Below are 20,372 nucleotides of genomic sequence, written 5' to 3'. Positions count from 1 at the left end.
TGCTTATTAATTATTAGAACCTTTTTAAGGAGGACAGGATGAAAAGCGTTAAACTGAATGATCTGTTAGTTGTTATATTTAACGGAAACGATTTGAACAGAAGCCATCTCTACAACACCCTGGAATCTCTCTATCAGGAATCGGAAGAGCACAATCTGGTCATACTTGATCTATCCAATATAAAACATCTCAATGAAGAAGCTGCAGGCTCCCTCGTATTTTTTCAGCGGTATCTGAAAGATAAAAAGAAATCGCTGCGCATGTATGAGACCAAGGAGCAGCTCGGAGCCGTTTATGCGAAACTGGATCTTGAAAATGTAATGTCCATGGCTTACAGAACAAACTCCGATCAGAATGACGATAATATGGTCTTCTACTTCAATTGATTTTCATTTAAAGTATTCTTTATGAATATAAGATCTGTTGAACTGACAGACGCCCGATCCATTTGCGGCATATACAATTACTATGTGACCGATACGGTAATCACTTTCGAAGAGGAGACTGTATCGGAAGAAGAGATGGCCGGGCGTATTGAAAAGATAACATCAACTCACCCCTGGTTCGTTCTCGAAGAGGATGGAAATGTCATTGCCTATGCCTACGCTTCACCCTGGCGGGTCAGGTCTGCATACCGGTTTTCCGCCGAACTCACGGTTTATGTCCACAGAGACTGGACAGGCAGGGGTGTCGGTTCGAAGATATACAATCACCTTATAAAAAACATGGAGGAACGGGGGTTCCACTGTCTATACGGGGTCATCGCTCTTCCCAATGACGGCAGCTCGGGACTCCATGAGAAATCGGGTTTTACAAAATGCGGTCATTTCCATGAGGTCGGTTTCAAGTTCGGTAGATGGATCGATGTGGGATACTGGGAAAAAATAATCAGCGTCTGAATTTATCGTCTATTTCCGTCAGGAAATCGATTTGGCTGTCGGCTTTCATAAACTTATCAATAAGCGTTTCTGGAATCCCTTTGTTCAGACACTCCTGCTTCAGGTCAAGCTTGAATGTTTGGGCATAGGGCCATATTTCGTCATACATTCTTTTGTACTTTTTGATATCCATGAATGTATAGTACTATCAAAAATGCAAAAAATCAAAGCTCGTGTCAGAGAAATTATACATATTGAAACATTTCCAGTTTATGTCCGCATTGGGGACAGCAGTCTTTTTCCATGATATTTTCCCTTATGGCCATACCCGTCCGGCGGATCAGAGTCGAGCCGCATGAGGGGCAGAATGTATCCGAACCGGAATCGCTGTACACATTGCCCAGATAAATATGTTTCAGACCCGCCTCAAGTCCGCGGTTTCGTATTTTTTCCAGAGACGAAGCCTGTGTGGCCTGTCTGTTCATTTTATAGGCCGGATGGTAAGCGGTAACGTGCCAGGGAACTGCGGGGGAAAGGCCGGTTTTTATCCAGGAAATCAACTGATCGATCTCTTCTTCCCGATCGTTCATACCGGGGATGATATTTGTAACCAGTTCGATGTGTACGCCTTGTGCGTAAGCCGTTTCGATGCTTTTCTTTACAATTTCCAGAAAGGGAAAGCCTGTCAGATCTCTGTAAAATTCATTGCTGAATCCCTTTATATCGACCCGGTAGGCATCGATCAACGGCAGAAGTTCTTCCAGAGGTTCTCTGTTGATAACGCCATTGGTTATCAGAACCGTTTTGATTCCGGCTTTCCTCGCCAGAAGAGAGGTGGATTTAATATATTCATACCAGATCGTCGGCTCGTTGTATGTCCAGGCGATCATGGCGCAATTGCGGGCCAGCGCCTCTCTGACAATCTTAGCCGGTTCAAGAGTGTAAAGACTGTCTATGGCCCGGTCGTCTCTCGTCTGGGATATTTCATGGTTCTGGCAATGGCGGCAAATGAGATTGCATCCCAAACCTCCCAGGGAGAAGGCCTGCGAGCCGGGAAGAAAATGGTAGAGTGGTTTTTTTTCAACCGGATCGCAGGCGACGGAAATCACGCGGCTGTCGGTCAGAGCGTATAGAGTGCCGCCGTCGTTTCTCCGGACGCCGCAGAACCCCTTTTCCCCTTTTTCAATCAGGCAGTTGTGGGGGCACAGGCGGCAGCGGACCGAACCGTTCTTCTTTTTCTCGTAATACAGAGCTTCTGTCAAAATTATTTCCTTTCTCTGCTGTCCATTATAATCGTTACCGGACCGTCATTGCGCAGGTCAATATTCATATGGGCGCCGAATTCTCCCGAGGGAACATCCTTACCCATAATCCCTGTCAGTTCCCTATGAAAAATGTCGTAAAGAGGAACAGCGACTTCCGGTGGAGCAGAGCCGTTAAAGGAGGGGCGGTTTCCCTTTCGGGTCGAAGCGTAGAGAGTAAACTGGCTGATTAGAAGAATATCGCCCTCCACATCTTTCACAGACAAATTCATTTTACCACCGCCGTCTTCGAAAATCCTCATGGTTGTAATCTTGGACGCCAGCCAGCGGGCATCCTCTTCCTTATCCTCAGGACCGACTCCCGCAAAGAGAAGCAGACCCTTTCCGATTTGACCTTTGGTCCTGCCTTCGATTTCAACAGAAGCGCGGGACACCCGCTGAATGACAACCCTCATCTCCCGGCCCTCTGTCTTTTAAATACAAGGTAGGAGTAGATGAAGATCAGCGCGAGCAGGATAACCAATGCTGTCAGAAAAATGATGAAAGCGAAAAGACCGGGAAGCCAGGCCGCTACAATGGCAATTACTCCTGTCGCGACAAATCCGATTCCCCCGAGCCTATGGGTTTTTACCCAGCTTGTCTCATCGGCCAGAGTCCAGGGCGTTCTGATTCCAAAAGTGTAGTTCTGCCTGGCATTGGGAAGATGGTTGCCTATGATCATAAAGAGAATGCCGATTCCCGAAAGAACATACATTTGAACGCTTAAGTCATATCCCAGGGAATAGAGGATGGTAAACCAGTTCAGTCCGATGAGAAAGAGAGTGATGGTATTGGCGAGGATGGCGTAGCCTCTCGTGTGTTTACTGTAGCTGTCCCGGCGGGGATCGATCCGGGGAACAAAGAGCAGAAGCAGATAAACAGCCAGGGGGATAGAGGCTGTTATCCATATGGAAGCCCGTCCTCCCCACCGGTCTACCTCTCCGTTGATATTAAAGTGGAGAGCGATTCTCTCCGGAAGACTCCCGTATATAACCGCTGTTCCCGCCATCGAAAGCACTATAAGCGCCAGGATGAATTTATTAATTTTCATCTGATTCTCCTTTTATATTATAAATCCATTCGATCAGCTGCTGAAAGACCGTTGTATTGAGAGAATAGATAATCTGCTGCCCCTGCCTTTCCCTCAGAACCAGTCCGGCATTGTGAAGAATGGACATGTGATGGCTGATAGAGGCGCCGGTAATATTGAAACAGTCCCGTATTTCCCCGGCATTCTTGTCACCCTTTTTCAGCTCGTCGAGTATAGCTCTTCTCGTCGGATCAGCCAGGGCTTTGAACAAATCGTTCATATCTGTCTCCCTCTAGGTTTAGATATTTAGAAAATAATCTAAATAATAGGTGATGTCAAGGAAATTTCCCATATGCCGAAAATAGTCATGAGGTGCAGTTTATATGAAAAATATTTTATATCTTTTATTCTTTCTGTCGACTCCGCTTGTCTGTCAGGCTGTCAGTGCCTATGACACGAATGACGACGGGGAGGCTGACAAGTGGATAGAAGATTTTGCCGACGGTCATATGAAGATTACGGTGGATTCCGATTACAATGGCGTAGTCGACCGGGTCATACGCTTCGATTCCGAAGGCAGAACCGATTACGAGGAATATGATTTTGATCTGGACGGTTTAATCGATACTTATTATTTTTACGGCGAAGAAGGCCTGGAAAGACAGGAAATTGACTCCAACGGAGACGGCAAGATCGATATCTGGGTTCATCTATACAAAGGGATGTTTATGAAATCCTATGAACGTGATACCGACTTCGACGGAATTGTGGATCAGAAAAAGGAATACGGATCGGAATGAGCGAATATATAACTGGTTTCCACGGAGTAGAGGAAGCTCTGAAAAAGAAGAACTTTGAAGGGACACTGTTTCTCTCACGAAAGAACAAAAGAATTGATCAGCTGAGAGAGCTTGCCGGAAAGGCTTCGGTACGAGTCGAGTCGATCAGTGGCGAGGAAATGGATAAAAAATGTCCCGGACATAAGGGATTCGCCCTCTACGGGAAAAAAACCGGCGGCAGTTCGACCGATGTGGATCTCGATTCTTTCCTCCGGACTTTTGATAAGGACAATGCCCTCGTGGTGATTCTCGACGGCATAACCGATGTTCACAATTACGCTGCCATTCTGAGATCGGCCGATCAGTTCGATGCCGATCTGGTGATCATTCCCTCGAGGCGTTCCGCATCGGATAACGCTGTCGTTTCAAAAATCTCAGTCGGAGCCAATAACTGGGTTCCCGTCGCGACTGTCTCCAATCTGACAAGAGCCATGAAGCAGCTGGGGGAAAGCGGTTTCTGGATTTACGGAGCCCATATGGAAGGGGAGGCCTGTTACAATCTGAAGCTGAAAGGCAGAACCGCCATTGTCATGGGCAGCGAAGGCTCGGGGATGAGCCGGATTGTCCGGGAAAACTGTGACGGATTTATCAAGATTCCCACGGAAGGTCATGTCGATTCTCTCAATGTTTCCGTTGCTGCGGGGATATTGATGTATGAAACCAGACGGCAGCACTGGTCTGCAAAGTGATTCTTCACATTACACGGAATCATTATTATCAAGAAGGACGACTGCTCAAATGATCGCAGTCTTTGGCAAGCCTCCGAATATGGAGGCTTGTGTATTCAACCAGAGGGCATCACTGGTCTGCCGGTTAACGGCGGTTATGGATTGAACCGGAGCTCCCAGAGCTCCTTTTCTTTTTGTACCAGAGGAATCAGAATCAGGTTGACTATGGCTAGAACAATAAATCCCGAAAGTCCGGTCATTCCTCTGGTCAGATCACTCCCGCCCGATACGGTCATGACAGCCATACCAACCGTTCCGTTGAGGGTTCCGTGCAGAATCGATGCGGCAATCACAGAGCGGGATTTGAACCGGATATAGGTAAAAACCGGTGCCAGAAGCAGACACCAGATAGTCATCATCAGAACCCCGATGACGGGATGATCGGGATAATTGTGGCCGTAGAGTATAATCGGGCTGTGCCAGATTCCCCATATCAGTCCGGTTAACAGCGATGTTTTCCAGAATCCTGAATGTCCGGTTTCAGAGTATAGAAGTCCCCTCCATCCGTATTCCTCGCCGAATCCCGCTATGGCATTGATTGTTATTCCGGCGATCATACCCTGAATGAGAGCGATCCATATCGGGTGTATCGGTGCGTTTAGGATCTGTTCTTCGATCAGAAGTAACTGGTCTGCCGGTATTCTGCCTCTGAACTGATCAAGTAAGCCGTCCATGGAAGGTTAGAAGGATATTCCCGGCATAAGAAGACTGACAGCCATGGTTGCCAGGGCGAGAACAGGCATAATTATCCATGCCGCGGCAAACCAGCGGTTGGGCTTGATCAACACCGCCTCAGAGAATATCTTTTTCTCCTTATATATCCCCTTCCTGACAATTATTGCCGACAGCAGGGGAGTAAACATAAAAGGAAGGGTTACGGACAGAGAGGTGGTTCCGGTCCATTCAAGACCGCTCAGTTTAAAAATCAGAACAATAGACCAGCTGAAAGCAAAGGTCAGCAATACAAACAATTTCGCTTTATTGGACATGATGTTTTCCTCTTTTTGGTTAGATGATTAGAAAATAATCTAAATATCTAATTGAGTCAATTCTTTTTCACTCCGAAAAACGTAGAGAGTTTTCACAGAAGCACGATTTCCCATGTTCAAAACCCATTGATTTTTTATTTTCTTAACAAATACTTCAAAGACATTAGTATTTTTAAAAAAAGTACGCTTTTAAACTGGACAAAAAAGCTATGTTCAAAAATAATGTGATAAAAGTTTGGACACCTTTTTTCTCATTCATTATTTTGAGAGGACAGCGAATATCGCATCATCTTCTTAAAAAAGAGAAGAGGACACCCCTAAAAGACAGGAGATACATTATGAATTACAGGAAGTACAGAGCATTCAAGCCTGTCGATCTTCCCGATCGGCAATGGCCAGACAAATCAATCACGAAAGCACCGGGCTGGTGCAGTGTGGATCTACGCGACGGTAATCAGGCGCTGCCGGTTCCCATGAGCGTTGAAGAAAAGATTGAAATGTTTGAACTACTCCTGTCCCTGGGGTTCAAAGAGATCGAAGTCGGATTCCCCTCCGCTTCCGAAACAGAGTTTGAGTTTCTCAGACGTCTGATAGATGAAAACCGCATACCGGAGGATGTAACGGTTCAGATTCTCACTCAGGCAAGAGCTCATTTGATAGAGCGGTCTTTTGAGGCCATTAAAGGGGCCAAAAAAGCGATTATCCATTTCTATAATTCAACTTCTACAGTTCAGAGAGATGTGGTATTCAATAAAAGCCGCGAAGAGATTATAGAAATAGCTGTGGAGGGCGCCAGACTCATAAAGGAGATTGCCGCGAAACACAGCGATACGGAAATCCGCTATGAGTACTCACCGGAAAGTTTCACCGGAACGGAGCTCGATTTCGCCAAAGAGATCTGCGATGCTGTCATTGAGATTATCGACCCCGATGAAGAGAATAAATTGATAATAAACCTGCCCGCCACCGTGGAAATGTCACTTCCCAATATTTATGCTGATCAGATCGAGTGGATGTGCCGCAATATCAACAGGCGCGAGCACCTGATAATAAGCCTCCACACTCACAATGACCGGGGGACCGGAGCAGCCGCCTCGGAACTGGGACTTCTTGCCGGAGCGGACAGGGTTGAGGGAACGCTTTTCGGAAACGGAGAGAGAACCGGAAATGTGGATATCATCACGCTGGCCATGAATCTTTACTCCCAGGGAATCGACCCTGAACTGGATTTCAGTGACATCAACAGGTTGATCGAAGTCTACGAGCGGTGCACAAAGATGACAGTTCCTCCGCGCCATCCCTACGCAGGAGAACTTGTCTATACGGCATTCTCCGGTTCCCATCAGGACGCTATCCGGAAAGGTCTGGAAAAATACAGGAAATCCGATAGCAGGATCTGGGACCTTCCTTATCTGCCTATCGAGCCGGCGGACCTGCAGAGGGAATACGAGGCCATTATCAGAATCAACAGTCAGTCCGGAAAAGGCGGAGTTGCCTTCGTTCTGGAAGATCAGTATGGTCTCAAGCTTCCCAAAGCCATGCATCCCGAGTTCAGCGCCATTATTCAGAGAATCACCGATGAACGGGGCGATGAGCTCAAAGGCGATGAGATATACGATGTATTCAACAAAGAGTATCTCACCGACGGGCGGAGATTGAAACTCCACAAGTATAAAATCAATGCTATACTCGATGACGATGAAGCAACCGACGTTCACAATGCCGTTGAAATCATCGCCACAATGGAAGAGAAGGGTGAGAGATTTGAGATGACCGGCCATGGAAATGGTCCTATCGACGCCTTTTTCCACGCACTTATCGAATCGGGTCATCTTGAGGAGGGCGTCAGACTCAGTTCCTACAGCGAGCACGCTCTGACCGAAGGAGCCGATTCCCAGGCTGTGGCTTATATTCAGATGGTCAATAAAAACGGACAGGGACGATTCGGGGTCGGAGTCGACCCGAGCATTAATGGCGCTTCGCTTAAAGCTCTTCTCTGTGCGCTGGACCGCATGGATAAAATGGACTAATCAGAAGAAAGGAAACATATAGAATGGCAGATAAAATTGCAGTATTGCCGGGAGACGGTATAGGCCCGGAAGTTATGGATGAAGCCCTGAAAGTGCTTCACAAAACTGAAGAAAAATTCAGCTTCAAGCTTGAAATAGAAAAAGGGCTGATTGGCGGAGCGGCCATCGATGCCACAGGTCATCCCCTTCCCGAAGAAACACAGAAACTGGCTTTGGGATCCGATGCCGTATTGCTCGGCAGTATCGGCGGGCCAAAATGGGATAACCTGGCACCGGAATTAACTCCCGAACTGGGAGGACTTCTGGCTTTGCGAAAACTCCTGAGCCTCTATATCAACCTGAGACCGGCAGTCGTTTATGAAGAACTGAAGGAAAGCTCTCCTCTTTCTCCCAAAGTGCTTTCAGGGAAAGTCGATCTGCTTACAGTCCGGGAGCTGGCCCACGGCATCTACTTCGGCCAGCCGAAAAAACTCACCGATGAAGAAGCTTTCGATACGATGATCTATACGCGGGAGCAGGTTGAGCAGATCGCCCATGTCGCTTTCCGGCAGGCGAAAATGAGAAGGGGAAAAGTGACATCGGTCGATAAAGCCAATGTTCTTTCCAGTTCCAAGCTCTGGAGAAAAGTCGTTATCGAAGTGGCTAAGGACTATCCCGAAGTGACGCTCGAGCATATGTATGTGGACAATGCGGCCATGCAGTTGATGCTCAATCCGCTTCAGTTCGATGTCATACTCACTTCCAATCTATTCGGAGATATTCTCTCCGACGAATCCGCGGCCATCTGCGGCTCTCTGGGCATGCTCCCTTCAGCCTCTCTCGGGGCGGAAATCAGCCTTTACGAGCCGGCGGGAGGAAGTGCCCCCGATATCGCCGGACAGGGTAAGGCCAATCCAATCGCCCAGATTCTGTCGCTCGCCATGATGCTGGAAACATCTTTCGAAAAAGTTGAAGCGGCAACGGCTATCAGGAAAGCTGTCGATAAAGTGATTGCCGATGGACACAGGACCGGCGATATCGCAAAAGCAGGCGATGAGATCATCAGCACCTCTTCGATGGGCGATCTCATCTGTTCTTTCATTTAATCTGTATTAAGTTATTGCATTAACAGGACAGCCTCAGTATAGAGGCTGTCTGATTTATAAAATCTATCTGACATCTTTTAATTTATTGAACCGTTGATGTCAGCCTTTATATAGACCGGTTTAGAGGTCATGTGGCAGTATTTTATAAAAACCGGAAGGAATCATGATAGAACTGAAACTTCATCATCAGAAATCGCTTAATCTTCAGGGAAACAGTTTTACCAGAGAAGCTGTCAGAGCTTATATCAGGAGCGGAGACAGGGTCCTTTTTATTCATTCGCCTCAGAACGGAGACTATAAACTTCCCGGTGGCGGGATCGAAGCAGGAGAAAATCACGAAGAGGCTCTTCGCCGGGAAATACTGGAGGAAAGCGGTTATATCATTTCGGATATGGGGCCGCAAATTGCATTAATTTCGGAGTTTTCCGAGGCCGCGGAACCTGATATGGATTTTTTCCGGATGAATTCTCATTATTATTCCTGCGAAGTTGATACAGGAGAACAGACGGTTCAGAACCTCGATGATTATGAAAAGGCGCTAGAGATGACACCTGTCTGGATAGAGCCCGCTAAAGCGCTGGAACTGAACAGATCCGTCCTGAAAAACAATCCCTCTCCGCCCCGGTGGACCAGGAGGGAAATCCTCTTTCTTGAAAGTCTGGAATAATTATTTACCGCTCATTTTTAAGCCTGGAGAATTGCTTTCCCTGTTCCCGGGGCAGAACAGGTTTATCAGATAATCACTTTTTCTTTTCGGCGCAGGAAAGGCATAGAAGAACTTCGGGGATAATCTCAAGACGGCCGGGGGGGATAGCATTCCCGCAGCGGATGCATATGCCGTAAGTACCGTTCTCTATGCGCATCATGGCGTTCCGCAGTTTTTCAAGGCGGAGTTTGCTCTCCCTGAGGAGCTGCTCGCTGATTCCTTTGTCATTCTGGGAATCCATCCAACTCACTTTTCCAATACTGCAGCTGTAGGGATTGCCCCTGGCTTCCTCTTTCAAAAAAGGCATGCGCCGGAGAATCTCTTCAATACCCTCTTCGATTTGTTTCCGAAACTTTAAAAGTTCTAATTCAGTCATTATGATGGAATCCCGGATTCCTGCGATCTCTGATTCTCTTTTTTCCGGTCACAAGCGCAGGCTCCCGAGAAATTCATCAAACATTTCTTTGTATTCCCGGACCGAAGTGCCGTGGACGATCCTGTTCCGGAAAGCCGAGCCGCCCTGAATGCCTTTTGTATAAGCGCAGAGATGCTTTCTCATCTCTTTGACTGCCCGTTCTTCACCGATGTAGGCTACAGCGTAATCGAAGTGGCGGAAAGCGGCTTCGACTCTTTCCTCTTCTGTGGGTGCGGTCCGGGATTCTCCTGTCAGAACCGCTTTGGATTCAGCAAAAACAAAAGGATTGCCGATGGCTCCCCGGGCGAACATCACGGCGTCGCAACCCGTTTCTTCCAGCATCCTTCTGGCATCTTCACCGGAGTAGAGATCACCTGAACCGATAACCGGAACATCGAACTCCTCTTTCAGCTTCTTTATGCATGACCAGTCCGACTTCCCGCTGTAAGCCTGCGCTCTCGTTCTGGGATGGATTGATATGAGAGAGGCGCCTCCCTCCAATGCCATTTCCGCCGCTTGGAGATAATTGATTGTGTCGGAAGTCCAGCCGGAACGGATCTTAACTGTTACGGGAATATCGGTCAGAGATGTCAGCGCTCTGACTATCTCCCGGATTTTTTCAGGATTCTGCATAAGAGCCGATCCCGCACCGGATTTGATTATTTTGGGAACGGGACAGCCGCAGTTCAGGTCAATGACCGAGGGGTTGAAGGGCAGGAGTTTTTCCAGAGAACCGGCGGCGGATTCCGCGCTGCCGGAAAAAATCTGGATACCGTAAATCTCCTCATTCGGCGCTTTTTCCGCCAGGTCGAGTGTTTTGTCATTCCCTCTGACGACAGCTTCCGAAGAGATCATTTCTGTGTAGGTGAAGTCTGCTCCCATTTCGCGGGAGATTCTGCGGAAAGCCCGGTCCGTATAACCGGCAAGAGGTGCCAGAAAAAGATTTCCCGGCACCTCCAGCTTTCCTATTTTAACAGGTTTGTATAAATTCTTTCTATTTTCCATCGATATTGAATAGCCTCAATGAATTTTCATAAAGGCTTTCGCAAATCGTTTCAAGGTCTGTATCTCTGATCTGGGCTACAAAATCGGCTGTAGATGGAAGATATTTGGGTTTATTTCTCTTTCCGCGATGTTCCGCAGGGATCATAAAGGGGCTTTCGCTCTCTATTACGATTCTGTCCAGAGGCATATTGGCTACTGTCTCATGAAGGTTCTTGGCATTTTTGTATGTCAGATTTCCCGCAAAAGAGATGTAGAGATTATCGTGCAGGCTCAGAGCTTTTTTCGCGAAGCCCCAATCCTCGGAAAAGCAGTGGAGAACACCTCCTCTGTCGGGAAGCTTCGTCTTGAGAATATCGAGAATATCATCTCCCGCATTCCTGTTGTGAATGATAACGGGGAGTTCGTAGTGATCGGCAATCTCAAGCTGTTGAATGAACAGCTCCACCTGGGAGTTCTTATCGCCGTATTTTTTAAAATAATCGAGACCAGTTTCGCCTAGCGCGACAACTTTGTTCTGTTTGAGAAATCCGGTCAGCACGTATTGCCAGTCTTTACCGGGATGATCAACTTCAGAAGGGGATACGCCGGCACTGAAATAGACATTGGATGCAGATGACAGATTATCGTAAATTTCGGGAAAATCCCTCAGATTATTGCAGATGCTTATAATGCCTTTGACACCTTCTCTGGCTGCTTCTTTCACTATGAGTAACTGTTCGATCGGATCTTCGTGTATAAGCCCGATATGAGCGTGAGTATCAAAATAATTCATATTGTACCGCTTATAATTTAAAATGGATGATGGCCTTATTATCGTATCAAAAGCCTGGGTTGTACAGAGCCAATACTATTAAATTTGACTTAATTGGTAAAAGATGGGATAATCTTGCTTAAATAAGCTATTATGGTATAAAATCCAAGTGCCGAAAATCTATTATAATACATGCGAGCATCTTTTATGCGATCAGGATATAAAAAACCATGAGGGATAGAAAGAAAAAGGACGATAATCTCCTTTCCATGACAAGTCGACGGGATAATTTTTTTGTCCGCTTCATTAAAGCGGGTCGCCGGAAACTGACAGTTATGTTCATTCCTCATTCCGAAGAAAAAGTTGTTAATATTCAGATATCTCTTTTCACTCTCGTCTTTTCGGGAGTTTTCGTTCTGGCTCTGCTTGGAGCTTTTTTCTGGTTCTCAACCCATTATACAGGCAACCGTCAGCAGCTCATGGCCAGCCGGAGCAATCTGCGGAACAGCGAAGCCAGTCTGGAAGTCGTCCGGGAAGAGATCGATTCACTTATGAAAGTTGCCGGTTCGTTTAATGAGACATTGAGTAAAACGCTCACTTCTCTCGGAATCGACAGCAGTGCCAACGAATCTCTGGCCCGTTCTCAGGGCGACCTTTCCGATTTCGTCAATATGATCGAAACGGACAGCAATTCAAACAATGAAGTGGGAGATCTGAAAAAACTCAGAATGTCTCTCGATAATTCCATTGAGCCGCTCAATGAGATAACCGATGTGCTTCTCTCTCAGAAAGCCCTTTTGACTGATATCCCTACCTTATGGCCTCTGAAAGGCGTTCGCGGAAGGGTTACGAATCCCTATGGTCCGGCGATTCACCCCTTTACCGGAGAATGGTATCTTCATAAGGGACTTGATCTGGGATACGGAATGGGTCAGCCGATCGTCGCCACGGCAAACGGCAAGGTGACTCTGGTCGATTATGAGAAGAACGGTTTCGGCCACTATATGGTCATTCAGCACAAGTACGGTTTTGATACGAAATACGCCCATATGCAGAATATATACGTTAAAGAAGGTCAGGAAGTGAAACAGGGGGATGTTATCGGAACAATGGGTAACTCCGGTCTGTCCGACGGTCCCCACCTTCATTACGAAGTGCGGATCGGTTCTCAGGTTCTTGATCCCGCCAAGTTTATCAATATGACGGACAATGCATATGAAGTCATTAAATGGACGATTGAAGAGTATAAATAATGAGTAACAGCAAAGATAACTCCTATATCAATTCCCTTGTCGGTAAAGGCACGCGTTTTGACGGTGAACTGAATCTATCGGGGCTCCTCAGAATCGACGGTGATTTTACCGGCAGCATCAATACAGACGGAAAAGTTCTGATCGGCAAATCGGGAAGAGTCAAGTGCAGTATAAATGCCGGCTCAGTCGTAATAGGCGGAGTCGTTAAAGGAAATATTTATTCAACGGGGAAAGTCGTGGTACTCTCAACCGGTATGGTTCTCGGAAATATAGAAGCTCCGGGAATAATTATCGAAGAGGGCGTCATCTTCAATGGTAAATGCCGGGTCCTCTCTGGTGAAGCCTCCACTTACGAGCACAGAAAAGGTGCAGCTGTTTCGGAGTATAAACCCGATTGGGGTACATCAGAGGAAAAAAAAGAGGATAAGGCAAAAGCTGAGTTTCTCTCGTGGAAAAAATAGGATTTCCTTCATCCGCGGCGTTCCATCTTAATCCCGATAAAAAGGGGAAGAGAAAGAAAGATGAGAAAAAAGCCGGTAAGGTACATACCTTCGGGTCACTCCTTGCAGACTCTCAGGATTCTGTTTCGGGAAATGGAACCCTCGGGACTCTGTCGGCAGAACATGAAAAGCTGGAAGAAATACTGGATGATCTGTATCAGATCGGAGAAACGCTGAAAAGCGAACAGACATTAGCCAATTTGAAGAAGTATCGTGAATCGATCAAGCATTTCTTCAATTACGTAGTCAAAAATGGCATAGAAGCCGAAACCGTTGCGGGGATAAGAAATCCCAGGACAATGGAACAGAAGCAGTATACTCTTATCAAAGTTGTGGATACGAAGCTGGAAAAACTTGCAGCCTATATCCTCACTTCCCAGAAGGATCAGATGGATATTCTTCGGGGAGTTGATGAGATTTACGGTCTTCTGGTGAATTTTACGAGTTGAAGGAGTTTTCTTTTGGAAAAGGAAGCAGTAGTCGAAAGGGATGAAATGGTGGAATCCACCGTAGAAAAAATTCCCTATCGTTTTAAAATAGATTATTCAGGTGAAACTGAAATTTGCGAAATTGATGCGGGAATCTCCTTTGAAAAAGGGGAGAAAGTCATCATCGAAACCAGGTATGGACGAGATCTCGTCTCCGCTCTCGGTCCCGTGTGCTGCGGCCAGAAAAACTGCAGCAAAAAAGACCTGAAACGTTATATACGCAAGGCAAACGAAGAAGATCTTGAGAAGAAAGAGCAAAATAACCAGAAGGAAGAAGAAGCCTTTAAAATCTGCCGTGATCGCATCAGGGAGCAGAAACTGGATATGAAGCTTGTAGGGGCTCACTACCTGGTCGATGAGGCAAAAGTCCTTTTCTTTTTTACAGCTGAAGCCCGGGTTGATTTCCGCGAACTTGTAAAAAATCTGGTTTCCATTTTTAAGATGAGGATAGAATTGAGACAGATCGGAGTCCGCGATGAGTCCCGTGTTCTAGGCGGTCTCGGAGTATGCGGACGTGACTACTGTTGTCACGGTGTCATGGATGACCTCAGGCCGGTTTCCATAAAAATGGCTAAGGATCAGAACCTCTCTCTCAATTCCATGAAAATTTCAGGCCCCTGCGGCCGTCTGCTCTGTTGTCTTTCCTATGAGTATGATTATTATCAGGAAGAGAGAAAGAAACTGCCTTCCGAAGGCAATAAAGTTTATTTCGGCAAAGTGTATTATGTTGTCAAAGAGATAAATATCTTCTCTAGAACAGTAAAAGTTTCCGGAGAAGGTAGCAGGTTTTTTGATATTCCCGCATCTTCTTTTGAATACAACAGCGAAAAGAGAAGCTGGAAATTGACGGTCTCTCCTGAAAATTGATATAGTATATTGACAGGGTAACTTTATTCTTATAAGATGCCCCGTATTGTATAAGGAGTTTTATCATGGCTGGAGTCAGTAAAAACGCCCGTACCACTTCGGGTACACATAAATTCTTCTGCCCCTGTGGTGGAGAAGTTAAAATGAGATCCATTTTTGCTAATGGAAAAATGAAGCATCACGCGGAATGCGACAAATGCAATAGACAGGAAAGAAAACCTAGCGATTTCAGATAATTTCTGTTTAAGTAATGAGAGGGGAGGCGTCAAAGGCCACCCCTTTTTTTTTTCTGCGCTGATCTTGAATCTAACTCTGCGTTAGAACAACTGCGTGCGTTGCTCCTGTACTTTTGTACACTCGCATCGTACTCGTTGCCCTGCCTTGATTTAGATCCAATCTCAGCCCAGAATGTTCTATCCGGTAAATAGACGGTCACTAATGCAATTCATATTGACATGGGGCGGTTTATTTGGTAATTTTTTCAGACGTCGTACTTTATGTAGGGCATTAAAATATTGGAGGTAAGAATTTGCCTAATTCACTCAATGCTGCGAAGAGACACAGACAGAGTCTCACACGCAGAATGCGGAATAAAACTATCAAGAGTTCAGTGCGGACCAGCATCAAAGCTTTTGAGGTTGCCGTAAAAAAACATGACCGCGAAGCTGCGGAGGTAAACTTCAAGAAATTTGTTAAGCTTATCGACACGGCTGCCGGTAAAGGTGTGTATCACAAAAATACTGCTGCACGTAAGAAATCAAGACTTCACAAAGTTCTTGTAGGAATGGCTTCTTAAAGTCTGAGTGCAGACCAGAGTAACGCATGACAGATGTCAAGTTAACAAAAGCTGAGATTATTGAGCATATCTACGAAGATTCAGGAATCAGCCGTAAAGATATACACACTGTAATTGATAAGTTTTTTGAAGAAGTAAAACAAGCGCTTGAAGATGACCGCATCGTTGAACTTCGCGGATTCGGGACCTTTGAAATCAGGACCCGGAAAGGGCGGGAAAAAGCCCGAAATCCGAAAACCGGCGAAGTCGTTCCCGTGGAAAGCCACGGAGTGACAGTATTCAGGCCCGGTAAAGAGCTGAAAACCCTGGCATGGGATCTGAGAAAAGAACCCGATGCTCAATAAAAACAAAGACTCCGTTCGGGGAAACCTGGACTGAGTCTTTTTTTTTATCCGTTCAATTGATATTCACCTGCAGACAACTGATAAGTTGACAAGTCAAATGTTGTATAGGACAATAGCAAAGAGGGGTATGACATGGATACTAACAACAAAATACTGATTATAGACGATGAAAGAATCAATCTCGAACTCTTTGAAGTTATGCTGACCAGACTGGGGTTTGACGTTTCCCTGGCAGATGACGGCGAATCCGGACTTCAGAAAGTCGTGGATGAAAATCCGGACCTGATACTCCTTGATAATATTATGCCGGGACTTACTGGCTGGGAGATCACTAAGCTTCTCAAGCAAAGCGATAAATATAAAGAGTACAAGAATATACCGATAATCATGTTTTCCGCCATGGATGAAGTGAAAGACAAGGTCGAGGGTTTTGAACTCGGTATTGACGATTATATAATTAAACCCTTCAACTTTTCGGAAGTTCTGGCGCGCATCAGAGCTGTTTTGCGTCATAGCGCCGTAATTAATCAGATCTCTCACAGAGAGAGAAGAATGGCTGTCTATGAGTCTTTAAATAAATCGCTTGTTTATCTTACAGAGCATCTTAAAAAACCTGTTACCGATCTTCTCGAAGATGTCAAGAAGCTCGATATAAAAGATGCCCAGGCTGTGCAGAAGTTCTCTGAAAGCGTTAAGCTTGAATGTGAAACAACATTGTCGGCTATAGCCGGTCTCGAAGATGAAATCATTCAGCTTCAGAGCCGTGATGCGGAGTTGAAAAAATACGAGCTGTCTCTCGAGGATCTCGACGAGCATTTTGAAAAACATTTCAGTAAATGGAATAATACCGACAGTAAAGTCCTGAATTAGGAGAGTTTATATGGTTTCCGAAGAGAAAAAGAAAGTAATCGCTCTATTCGAAGAGGGTAGAGTCCTCTATAAAGAGCGGTCTTTCGGTGAAGCCATCAAAAAATTCGCCCAGGCTTTGAAAATTGATAGTGACGATGGTCCTTCGAAAGTGTATTATGCCAGATGTAAACATTATATGAGCAATCCGCCATCTGAAGATTGGGATGGCGTGTTCGTAATGACATCAAAGTAGTCCATTCGGGGCTGGCAGACAGGTTATAGAATAATGACAGAAAACAATTCAACAGTACTCGGAAGTGAAACATCCTTTAAAGGAACGATGAGATTTAATGACTCTCTGAAAATTGACGGTTTTTTTGAGGGGAATATTGAATCGGACGGTTTCCTATATATTGAAAAAGACGCTGAAGTGAGAGCTCAGATTAAAGTTCGCACCATTATTGTCGGCGGAAAAGTTATCGGAAACATTGAGGCTTCCGAAAAGCTTGAAATGCTGGAAAGCGGAAAGATATTCGGTAATATCCGGACTCCTAATCTCAAAGTGGCCGAAGGTGTTGAGTTTGATGGGGAATGTGAGATGATCCGCAACCCGGAAGACATCGATATATTCTCCGCTACGGTATCTCAGCTGAAACAGTCGGTTAAGAGTGTCTGATCTTTCGGTTTCGGCAAAATCGCTTTATCACCTCCTGTTGGAGAGACATATGACAATGACAGCTGCCGAGTCCTGTACAGGCGGGCTTATTGCCAAGATAATGACCGATATGGCCGGAAGTTCCGAAGTTTTCTGGGGTGGTTTTATCACCTATTCCAATGATTCCAAAGAGAAACTGATTGGAGTCCCGGCTGAGACTCTGGAGCATTTCGGCGCTGTTTCCGATGAAACCGTCAGGGCAATGGCTGAAGGTGCGCTGAAGCGCAGCACTGCTGATTGTTCCCTAGCTGTCTCGGGAATCGCCGGTCCCGGCGGAGGAACGGCTGAGAAGCCTGTAGGAACGGTCTGGATAGGTGTCGCCTTAAAAAAGGGGACGGTCCTGAGCCGGATTTATCATTTCGAGGGCGATAGAGCCGCAATAAGAGGTGAGACTGCAAAGCAGGCTATCTCCATGCTTATTGATTTGATTTCGCATATTGACTATTGACAGTTAATAAATGAATCAATATATTGAATTAAGTAATAATGAATTTCTTTTGTGCTTCCCGCATACCGGTTCACATCATTTACTAAAAAATAATCAATATTTTATATATACATAGAAAATAATTTGGAGAAATCATGGCTATTATTCGTAAGAATCAGTCTCCTTTAGTTGAAGAAAACACGGCTGAAATTTCAGATTCGTCTCAACCGGAACTTGATCTCGAAGTCGAAACGGCTCAGGAAGAAGTCGTCAAACCCAAGCGTAAAAGAGCGGTTAGAGTTAAATCCAAAAAGACTGAAACAGAGAACGATGAGACAAGTGGAGACGACTCCGTTTCTGATAATACTGAAGATTCAGAACCGGCGAAGCCTGTTGCCAAACGCAAGCGCACTGTTAAAAAAGCCGCTGCGGAAGAGCCGGTTGATGAGAATCCCGCAGAGTCGTCTGCCGATGATAGAGAAAAACAGCAGCCTGTTGAATCCGGCTCTGATAACTCTGATGATGCAAATGACGATTCCAGAAAAAGAAATGACAATCGTTCTTCATCGAGACGGGGAAATTATTCCAGAAATAGAAATAACAGATCCAAAAGAGAGTCATCATCCAAGCCTCCTAAACAGGCTCCGCTACCCACTGATGATCAACCCAGAATCACAATAAATGAACTGAGCAATAAAACCATGCCCGATCTCAGGCAGTTCGCCATCGATATGGGGCTTGACCGCGATGATCTGATAACATTGAAGAAGCAGGAATTAATATTCGCCATTCTTAAAGCCCATATAGATTTAAATGGTGTCATTTTCGCCGAAGGCGCTTTGGAAATCCTTCCAGATGGATACGGCTTCTTGCGGTCTGCGCATAATTCCTATCTTCCCGGCGGCGATGATATTTATGTCTCGCCATCGCAGATTAGGCTTTTTAATCTGAGGACAGGGGATACTGTATACGGTCAGATCCGGTCCCCCAAGGAAGGCGAGCGCTTTTTTGCCATGCTCAGGGTTGAAACTATCAACTACGATGATCCCATTGCGGCCCAGTCCCGCGTCGCCTTTGAAAACCTGACGCCTCTTTTTCCCCAGGAAAGGCTCAATATGGAGACGAAATCTGCTGATCCCTCTACGAGGATGATCAATCTTTTCTCTCCGATCGGAAAGGGACAGAGAGGTCTTATCGTATCTCCCCCGAGAACGGGAAAGACAATTTTCCTGCAGAAAATAGCCAATGCCATAACGGAAAACCATCCGGAAGTACATCTTATCGTACTTCTTATTGATGAACGTCCCGAAGAGGTAACGGATATGAAGAGATGCGTACAGGGTGAAGTTGTCGCGTCCACTTTTGACGAACCGGCTTCCCGTCATGTACAGGTCGCGGAGATGGTTCTCGAAAAAGCTAAAAGGCTGACTGAACATAAAAAAGACGTCGTCATACTTCTCGATTCCATTACCCGTCTTGCCAGAGCTTATAACCAGACCGTTCCCACATCGGGAAAAATTCTTTCCGGCGGTGTCGACTCCAATGCACTTCACAGACCGAAACGGTTTTTCGGAGCGGCCAGAAATATTGAACACGGCGGTAGCCTGACAATCGTATCCACGGCGCTTATCGATACAGGAAGCCGTATGGATGAAGTTATTTTTGAAGAGTTTAAAGGTACCGGTAACATGGAAGTCGTTCTGGATAGGAAAATGGCGGACAAACGTCTCTATCCTGCCATCAACCTGAAGAAATCGGGAACCAGAAAAGAGGATCTTCTGCTGACGAATGAAGAGCTCAACAAGATGTGGATCCTGAGAAAAGTAATCAGTCCTATGGATGATATACAGATCACTGAGATGATTGTTGACAAAATGAGGAAAACTAAGAATAATGAAGCGTTCCTCAGGTCAATGAATACTACGGCCTGATTAAAAACGGGGTCTTTGAAACGGAGCCCCTTGGAGGAAATATAAATGAAAGACGGAATACATCCGAAATATGAGCTGGCCAAGATTTCCTGCGCCTGCGGTAACACTTTCGAAGTGAAAAACACAAACGGTGATCTCGAACTGGAAATCTGTTCAGCCTGTCACCCCTTCTTTACCGGTAAGCAGAAGCTTGTCGATACAGCCGGTAGAATTGAAAAGTTCAACAAAAGATACGGTATCAAAAACAAAGACTGATTTTAAAATCTTTGAGAAGCTGTCCTTCGGGACGGCTTTTTTTTTGCTCAGAGGATCGCGTCATCGGCAACACCCCGTGCATCGGGAAATGTTTGACGCTCTAAAGATCGCGTCATCGGCAACACCCCGTGCATCGGGGTGTTGTGTGTGTGCAAATTAGCGTGCTTTCAATTATCTTTTAAATGGAATA

29 protein-coding genes are annotated in these 20,372 nt (G+C 45.8%); 19 read left to right on the top strand and 10 right to left on the bottom strand.

Annotation, left to right across the window (positions count from 1 at the left end; translation table 11 throughout):
* Positions 1-38: 38 nt before the first annotated feature.
* Both HNR50_RS12550 and HNR50_RS12545 read left to right on the top strand, forming a co-directional pair.
* Positions 39-386 (top strand): hypothetical protein, encoded by a 348-nt coding sequence (locus tag HNR50_RS12550; RefSeq protein WP_184747120.1) that lies wholly within the window; start codon positions 39-41, stop codon positions 384-386.
* A 21-nt stretch (positions 387-407) separates the two neighbouring features.
* Positions 408-899 carry an arsinothricin resistance N-acetyltransferase ArsN1 family B gene (locus tag HNR50_RS12545; protein ID WP_184747119.1) on the top strand — a complete coding sequence of 164 codons (492 nt, stop codon included), beginning with the start codon at positions 408-410 and terminating at the stop codon, positions 897-899.
* On the opposite strand, the gene HNR50_RS12540 is transcribed toward HNR50_RS12545, so the two are convergent.
* From HNR50_RS12540 to HNR50_RS12520, 5 genes are read right to left on the bottom strand one after another with little or no spacing between them, the layout of a single operon-like run.
* The gene (locus HNR50_RS12540; RefSeq protein WP_184747118.1) at positions 889-1,071 is read right to left on the bottom strand and encodes a hypothetical protein; all 183 of its coding nucleotides are present in this window, start codon (positions 1,069-1,071) and stop codon (positions 889-891) included. The two genes, HNR50_RS12545 and HNR50_RS12540, sit on opposite strands and share 11 nt — an antisense overlap.
* Positions 1,072-1,123: 52 nt before the next feature.
* Complete coding sequence (amrS, locus tag HNR50_RS12535) at positions 1,124-2,140, bottom strand: AmmeMemoRadiSam system radical SAM enzyme (RefSeq protein WP_184747117.1); 1,017 nt, start codon at positions 2,138-2,140, stop codon at positions 1,124-1,126.
* A 2-nt stretch (positions 2,141-2,142) separates the two neighbouring features.
* A complete protein-coding gene (gene dtd / locus HNR50_RS12530) occupies positions 2,143-2,595 on the bottom strand; it encodes a D-aminoacyl-tRNA deacylase (protein WP_184747116.1) in 453 nt (150 codons plus the stop codon).
* Entirely contained in the window at positions 2,592-3,230 is a 639-nt protein-coding gene (locus HNR50_RS12525; RefSeq protein ID WP_184747115.1) for an SdpI family protein, read from the bottom strand. Before HNR50_RS12525 ends, dtd begins: the two co-directional genes overlap by 4 nt.
* The gene (locus HNR50_RS12520; RefSeq protein ID WP_184747114.1) at positions 3,220-3,489 is read right to left on the bottom strand and encodes an autorepressor SdpR family transcription factor; all 270 of its coding nucleotides are present in this window, start codon (positions 3,487-3,489) and stop codon (positions 3,220-3,222) included. Before HNR50_RS12520 ends, HNR50_RS12525 begins: the two co-directional genes overlap by 11 nt.
* Before the next feature lie 103 nt (positions 3,490-3,592).
* On the opposite strand from HNR50_RS12520, the gene HNR50_RS12515 reads away from it, so the two are divergent.
* Positions 3,593-4,009, top strand: coding sequence for a hypothetical protein (locus HNR50_RS12515; RefSeq protein WP_184747113.1), 417 nt, complete (start codon positions 3,593-3,595; stop codon positions 4,007-4,009).
* Entirely contained in the window at positions 4,006-4,737 is a 732-nt protein-coding gene (rlmB, locus tag HNR50_RS12510) for a 23S rRNA (guanosine(2251)-2'-O)-methyltransferase RlmB (RefSeq protein ID WP_184747112.1), read from the top strand. The genes HNR50_RS12515 and rlmB overlap by 4 nt, the downstream gene beginning before the upstream one ends.
* Positions 4,738-4,871: 134 nt before the next feature.
* Here the strand turns inward: rlmB and HNR50_RS12505 are convergent, their stop codons facing one another.
* Both HNR50_RS12505 and HNR50_RS12500 read right to left on the bottom strand, forming a co-directional pair.
* Positions 4,872-5,450, bottom strand: a complete 579-nt coding sequence (locus HNR50_RS12505; RefSeq protein WP_184747111.1) for a CPBP family intramembrane glutamic endopeptidase — start codon at positions 5,448-5,450, stop codon at positions 4,872-4,874.
* 6 nt (positions 5,451-5,456) lie between these two features.
* Positions 5,457-5,765 (bottom strand): hypothetical protein, encoded by a 309-nt coding sequence (locus HNR50_RS12500; RefSeq protein WP_184747110.1) that lies wholly within the window; start codon positions 5,763-5,765, stop codon positions 5,457-5,459.
* Positions 5,766-6,103: 338 nt separating this feature from the next.
* Here HNR50_RS12500 and leuA point away from each other — a divergent pair, with 338 nt between their 5' ends.
* The 3 genes from leuA to HNR50_RS12485 all read left to right on the top strand — a co-directional run bounded on the left by leuA (position 6,104) and on the right by HNR50_RS12485 (position 9,547).
* A complete protein-coding gene (leuA, locus tag HNR50_RS12495) occupies positions 6,104-7,795 on the top strand; it encodes a 2-isopropylmalate synthase (protein WP_184747109.1) in 1,692 nt (563 codons plus the stop codon).
* A 23-nt stretch (positions 7,796-7,818) separates the two neighbouring features.
* Positions 7,819-8,880 (top strand): 3-isopropylmalate dehydrogenase, encoded by a 1,062-nt coding sequence (leuB, locus tag HNR50_RS12490; protein WP_184747108.1) that lies wholly within the window; start codon positions 7,819-7,821, stop codon positions 8,878-8,880.
* A 163-nt stretch (positions 8,881-9,043) separates the two neighbouring features.
* A complete protein-coding gene (locus HNR50_RS12485) occupies positions 9,044-9,547 on the top strand; it encodes an NUDIX domain-containing protein (protein ID WP_184747107.1) in 504 nt (167 codons plus the stop codon).
* Positions 9,548-9,620: 73 nt separating this feature from the next.
* On the opposite strand, the gene HNR50_RS12480 is transcribed toward HNR50_RS12485, so the two are convergent.
* From HNR50_RS12480 to HNR50_RS12470, 3 genes are read right to left on the bottom strand one after another with little or no spacing between them, the layout of a single operon-like run.
* A complete protein-coding gene (locus HNR50_RS12480) occupies positions 9,621-9,962 on the bottom strand; it encodes a TraR/DksA family transcriptional regulator (RefSeq protein ID WP_184747106.1) in 342 nt (113 codons plus the stop codon).
* 48 nt (positions 9,963-10,010) lie between these two features.
* A complete protein-coding gene (gene dusB, locus HNR50_RS12475) occupies positions 10,011-11,006 on the bottom strand; it encodes a tRNA dihydrouridine synthase DusB (RefSeq protein WP_184747105.1) in 996 nt (331 codons plus the stop codon).
* Positions 10,996-11,778 (bottom strand): TatD family hydrolase, encoded by a 783-nt coding sequence (locus HNR50_RS12470; protein ID WP_184747104.1) that lies wholly within the window; start codon positions 11,776-11,778, stop codon positions 10,996-10,998. The genes dusB and HNR50_RS12470 overlap by 11 nt, the downstream gene beginning before the upstream one ends.
* Before the next feature lie 209 nt (positions 11,779-11,987).
* On the opposite strand from HNR50_RS12470, the gene HNR50_RS12465 reads away from it, so the two are divergent.
* The 12 genes from HNR50_RS12465 (at position 11,988) to rpmE (ending at position 20,182) form a co-directional block, all read left to right on the top strand.
* On the top strand, positions 11,988-13,010 hold the full coding sequence (locus tag HNR50_RS12465; protein ID WP_184747103.1) for a M23 family metallopeptidase: 1,023 nt from the start codon (positions 11,988-11,990) through the stop codon (positions 13,008-13,010).
* The gene (locus HNR50_RS12460) at positions 13,010-13,471 is read left to right on the top strand and encodes a bactofilin family protein (protein ID WP_184747102.1); all 462 of its coding nucleotides are present in this window, start codon (positions 13,010-13,012) and stop codon (positions 13,469-13,471) included. Before HNR50_RS12465 ends, HNR50_RS12460 begins: the two co-directional genes overlap by 1 nt.
* Positions 13,459-13,959 carry a DUF327 family protein gene (locus HNR50_RS12455; RefSeq protein ID WP_184747101.1) on the top strand — a complete coding sequence of 167 codons (501 nt, stop codon included), beginning with the start codon at positions 13,459-13,461 and terminating at the stop codon, positions 13,957-13,959. Before HNR50_RS12460 ends, HNR50_RS12455 begins: the two co-directional genes overlap by 13 nt.
* 12 nt (positions 13,960-13,971) lie before the next feature.
* Positions 13,972-14,865 (top strand): PSP1 domain-containing protein, encoded by an 894-nt coding sequence (locus HNR50_RS12450; protein ID WP_246434001.1) that lies wholly within the window; start codon positions 13,972-13,974, stop codon positions 14,863-14,865.
* Between the two features lie 529 nt (positions 14,866-15,394).
* Positions 15,395-15,661, top strand: a complete 267-nt coding sequence (rpsT, locus tag HNR50_RS12445) for a 30S ribosomal protein S20 (RefSeq protein WP_184747100.1) — start codon at positions 15,395-15,397, stop codon at positions 15,659-15,661.
* 26 nt (positions 15,662-15,687) lie between these two features.
* A complete protein-coding gene (locus HNR50_RS12440) occupies positions 15,688-16,005 on the top strand; it encodes an HU family DNA-binding protein (RefSeq protein ID WP_184747099.1) in 318 nt (105 codons plus the stop codon).
* Positions 16,006-16,137: 132 nt separating this feature from the next.
* The gene (locus HNR50_RS12435; RefSeq protein WP_184747098.1) at positions 16,138-16,875 is read left to right on the top strand and encodes a response regulator transcription factor; all 738 of its coding nucleotides are present in this window, start codon (positions 16,138-16,140) and stop codon (positions 16,873-16,875) included.
* A gap of 10 nt (positions 16,876-16,885) precedes the next feature.
* Positions 16,886-17,107, top strand: a complete 222-nt coding sequence (locus HNR50_RS12430) for a tetratricopeptide repeat protein (protein ID WP_184747097.1) — start codon at positions 16,886-16,888, stop codon at positions 17,105-17,107.
* A gap of 33 nt (positions 17,108-17,140) precedes the next feature.
* A complete protein-coding gene (locus tag HNR50_RS12425; RefSeq protein WP_184747096.1) occupies positions 17,141-17,530 on the top strand; it encodes a bactofilin family protein in 390 nt (129 codons plus the stop codon).
* Positions 17,523-18,017, top strand: coding sequence for a CinA family protein (locus tag HNR50_RS12420; RefSeq protein WP_343060180.1), 495 nt, complete (start codon positions 17,523-17,525; stop codon positions 18,015-18,017). Before HNR50_RS12425 ends, HNR50_RS12420 begins: the two co-directional genes overlap by 8 nt.
* 134 nt (positions 18,018-18,151) lie before the next feature.
* Complete coding sequence (rho, locus tag HNR50_RS12415; RefSeq protein ID WP_184747094.1) at positions 18,152-19,927, top strand: transcription termination factor Rho; 1,776 nt, start codon at positions 18,152-18,154, stop codon at positions 19,925-19,927.
* A 45-nt stretch (positions 19,928-19,972) separates the two neighbouring features.
* A complete protein-coding gene (gene rpmE / locus HNR50_RS12410; RefSeq protein ID WP_184747093.1) occupies positions 19,973-20,182 on the top strand; it encodes a 50S ribosomal protein L31 in 210 nt (69 codons plus the stop codon).
* Positions 20,183-20,372: the final 190 nt, after the last annotated feature.

Source organism: Spirochaeta isovalerica (assembly GCF_014207565.1).
Lineage (GTDB): Bacteria > Spirochaetota > Spirochaetia > DSM-2461 > DSM-2461 > Spirochaeta_F > Spirochaeta_F isovalerica.
The sequence above is the reverse complement of the archived record's forward strand: the minus strand, read 5'-3'. Positions and strand labels throughout refer to the sequence as shown.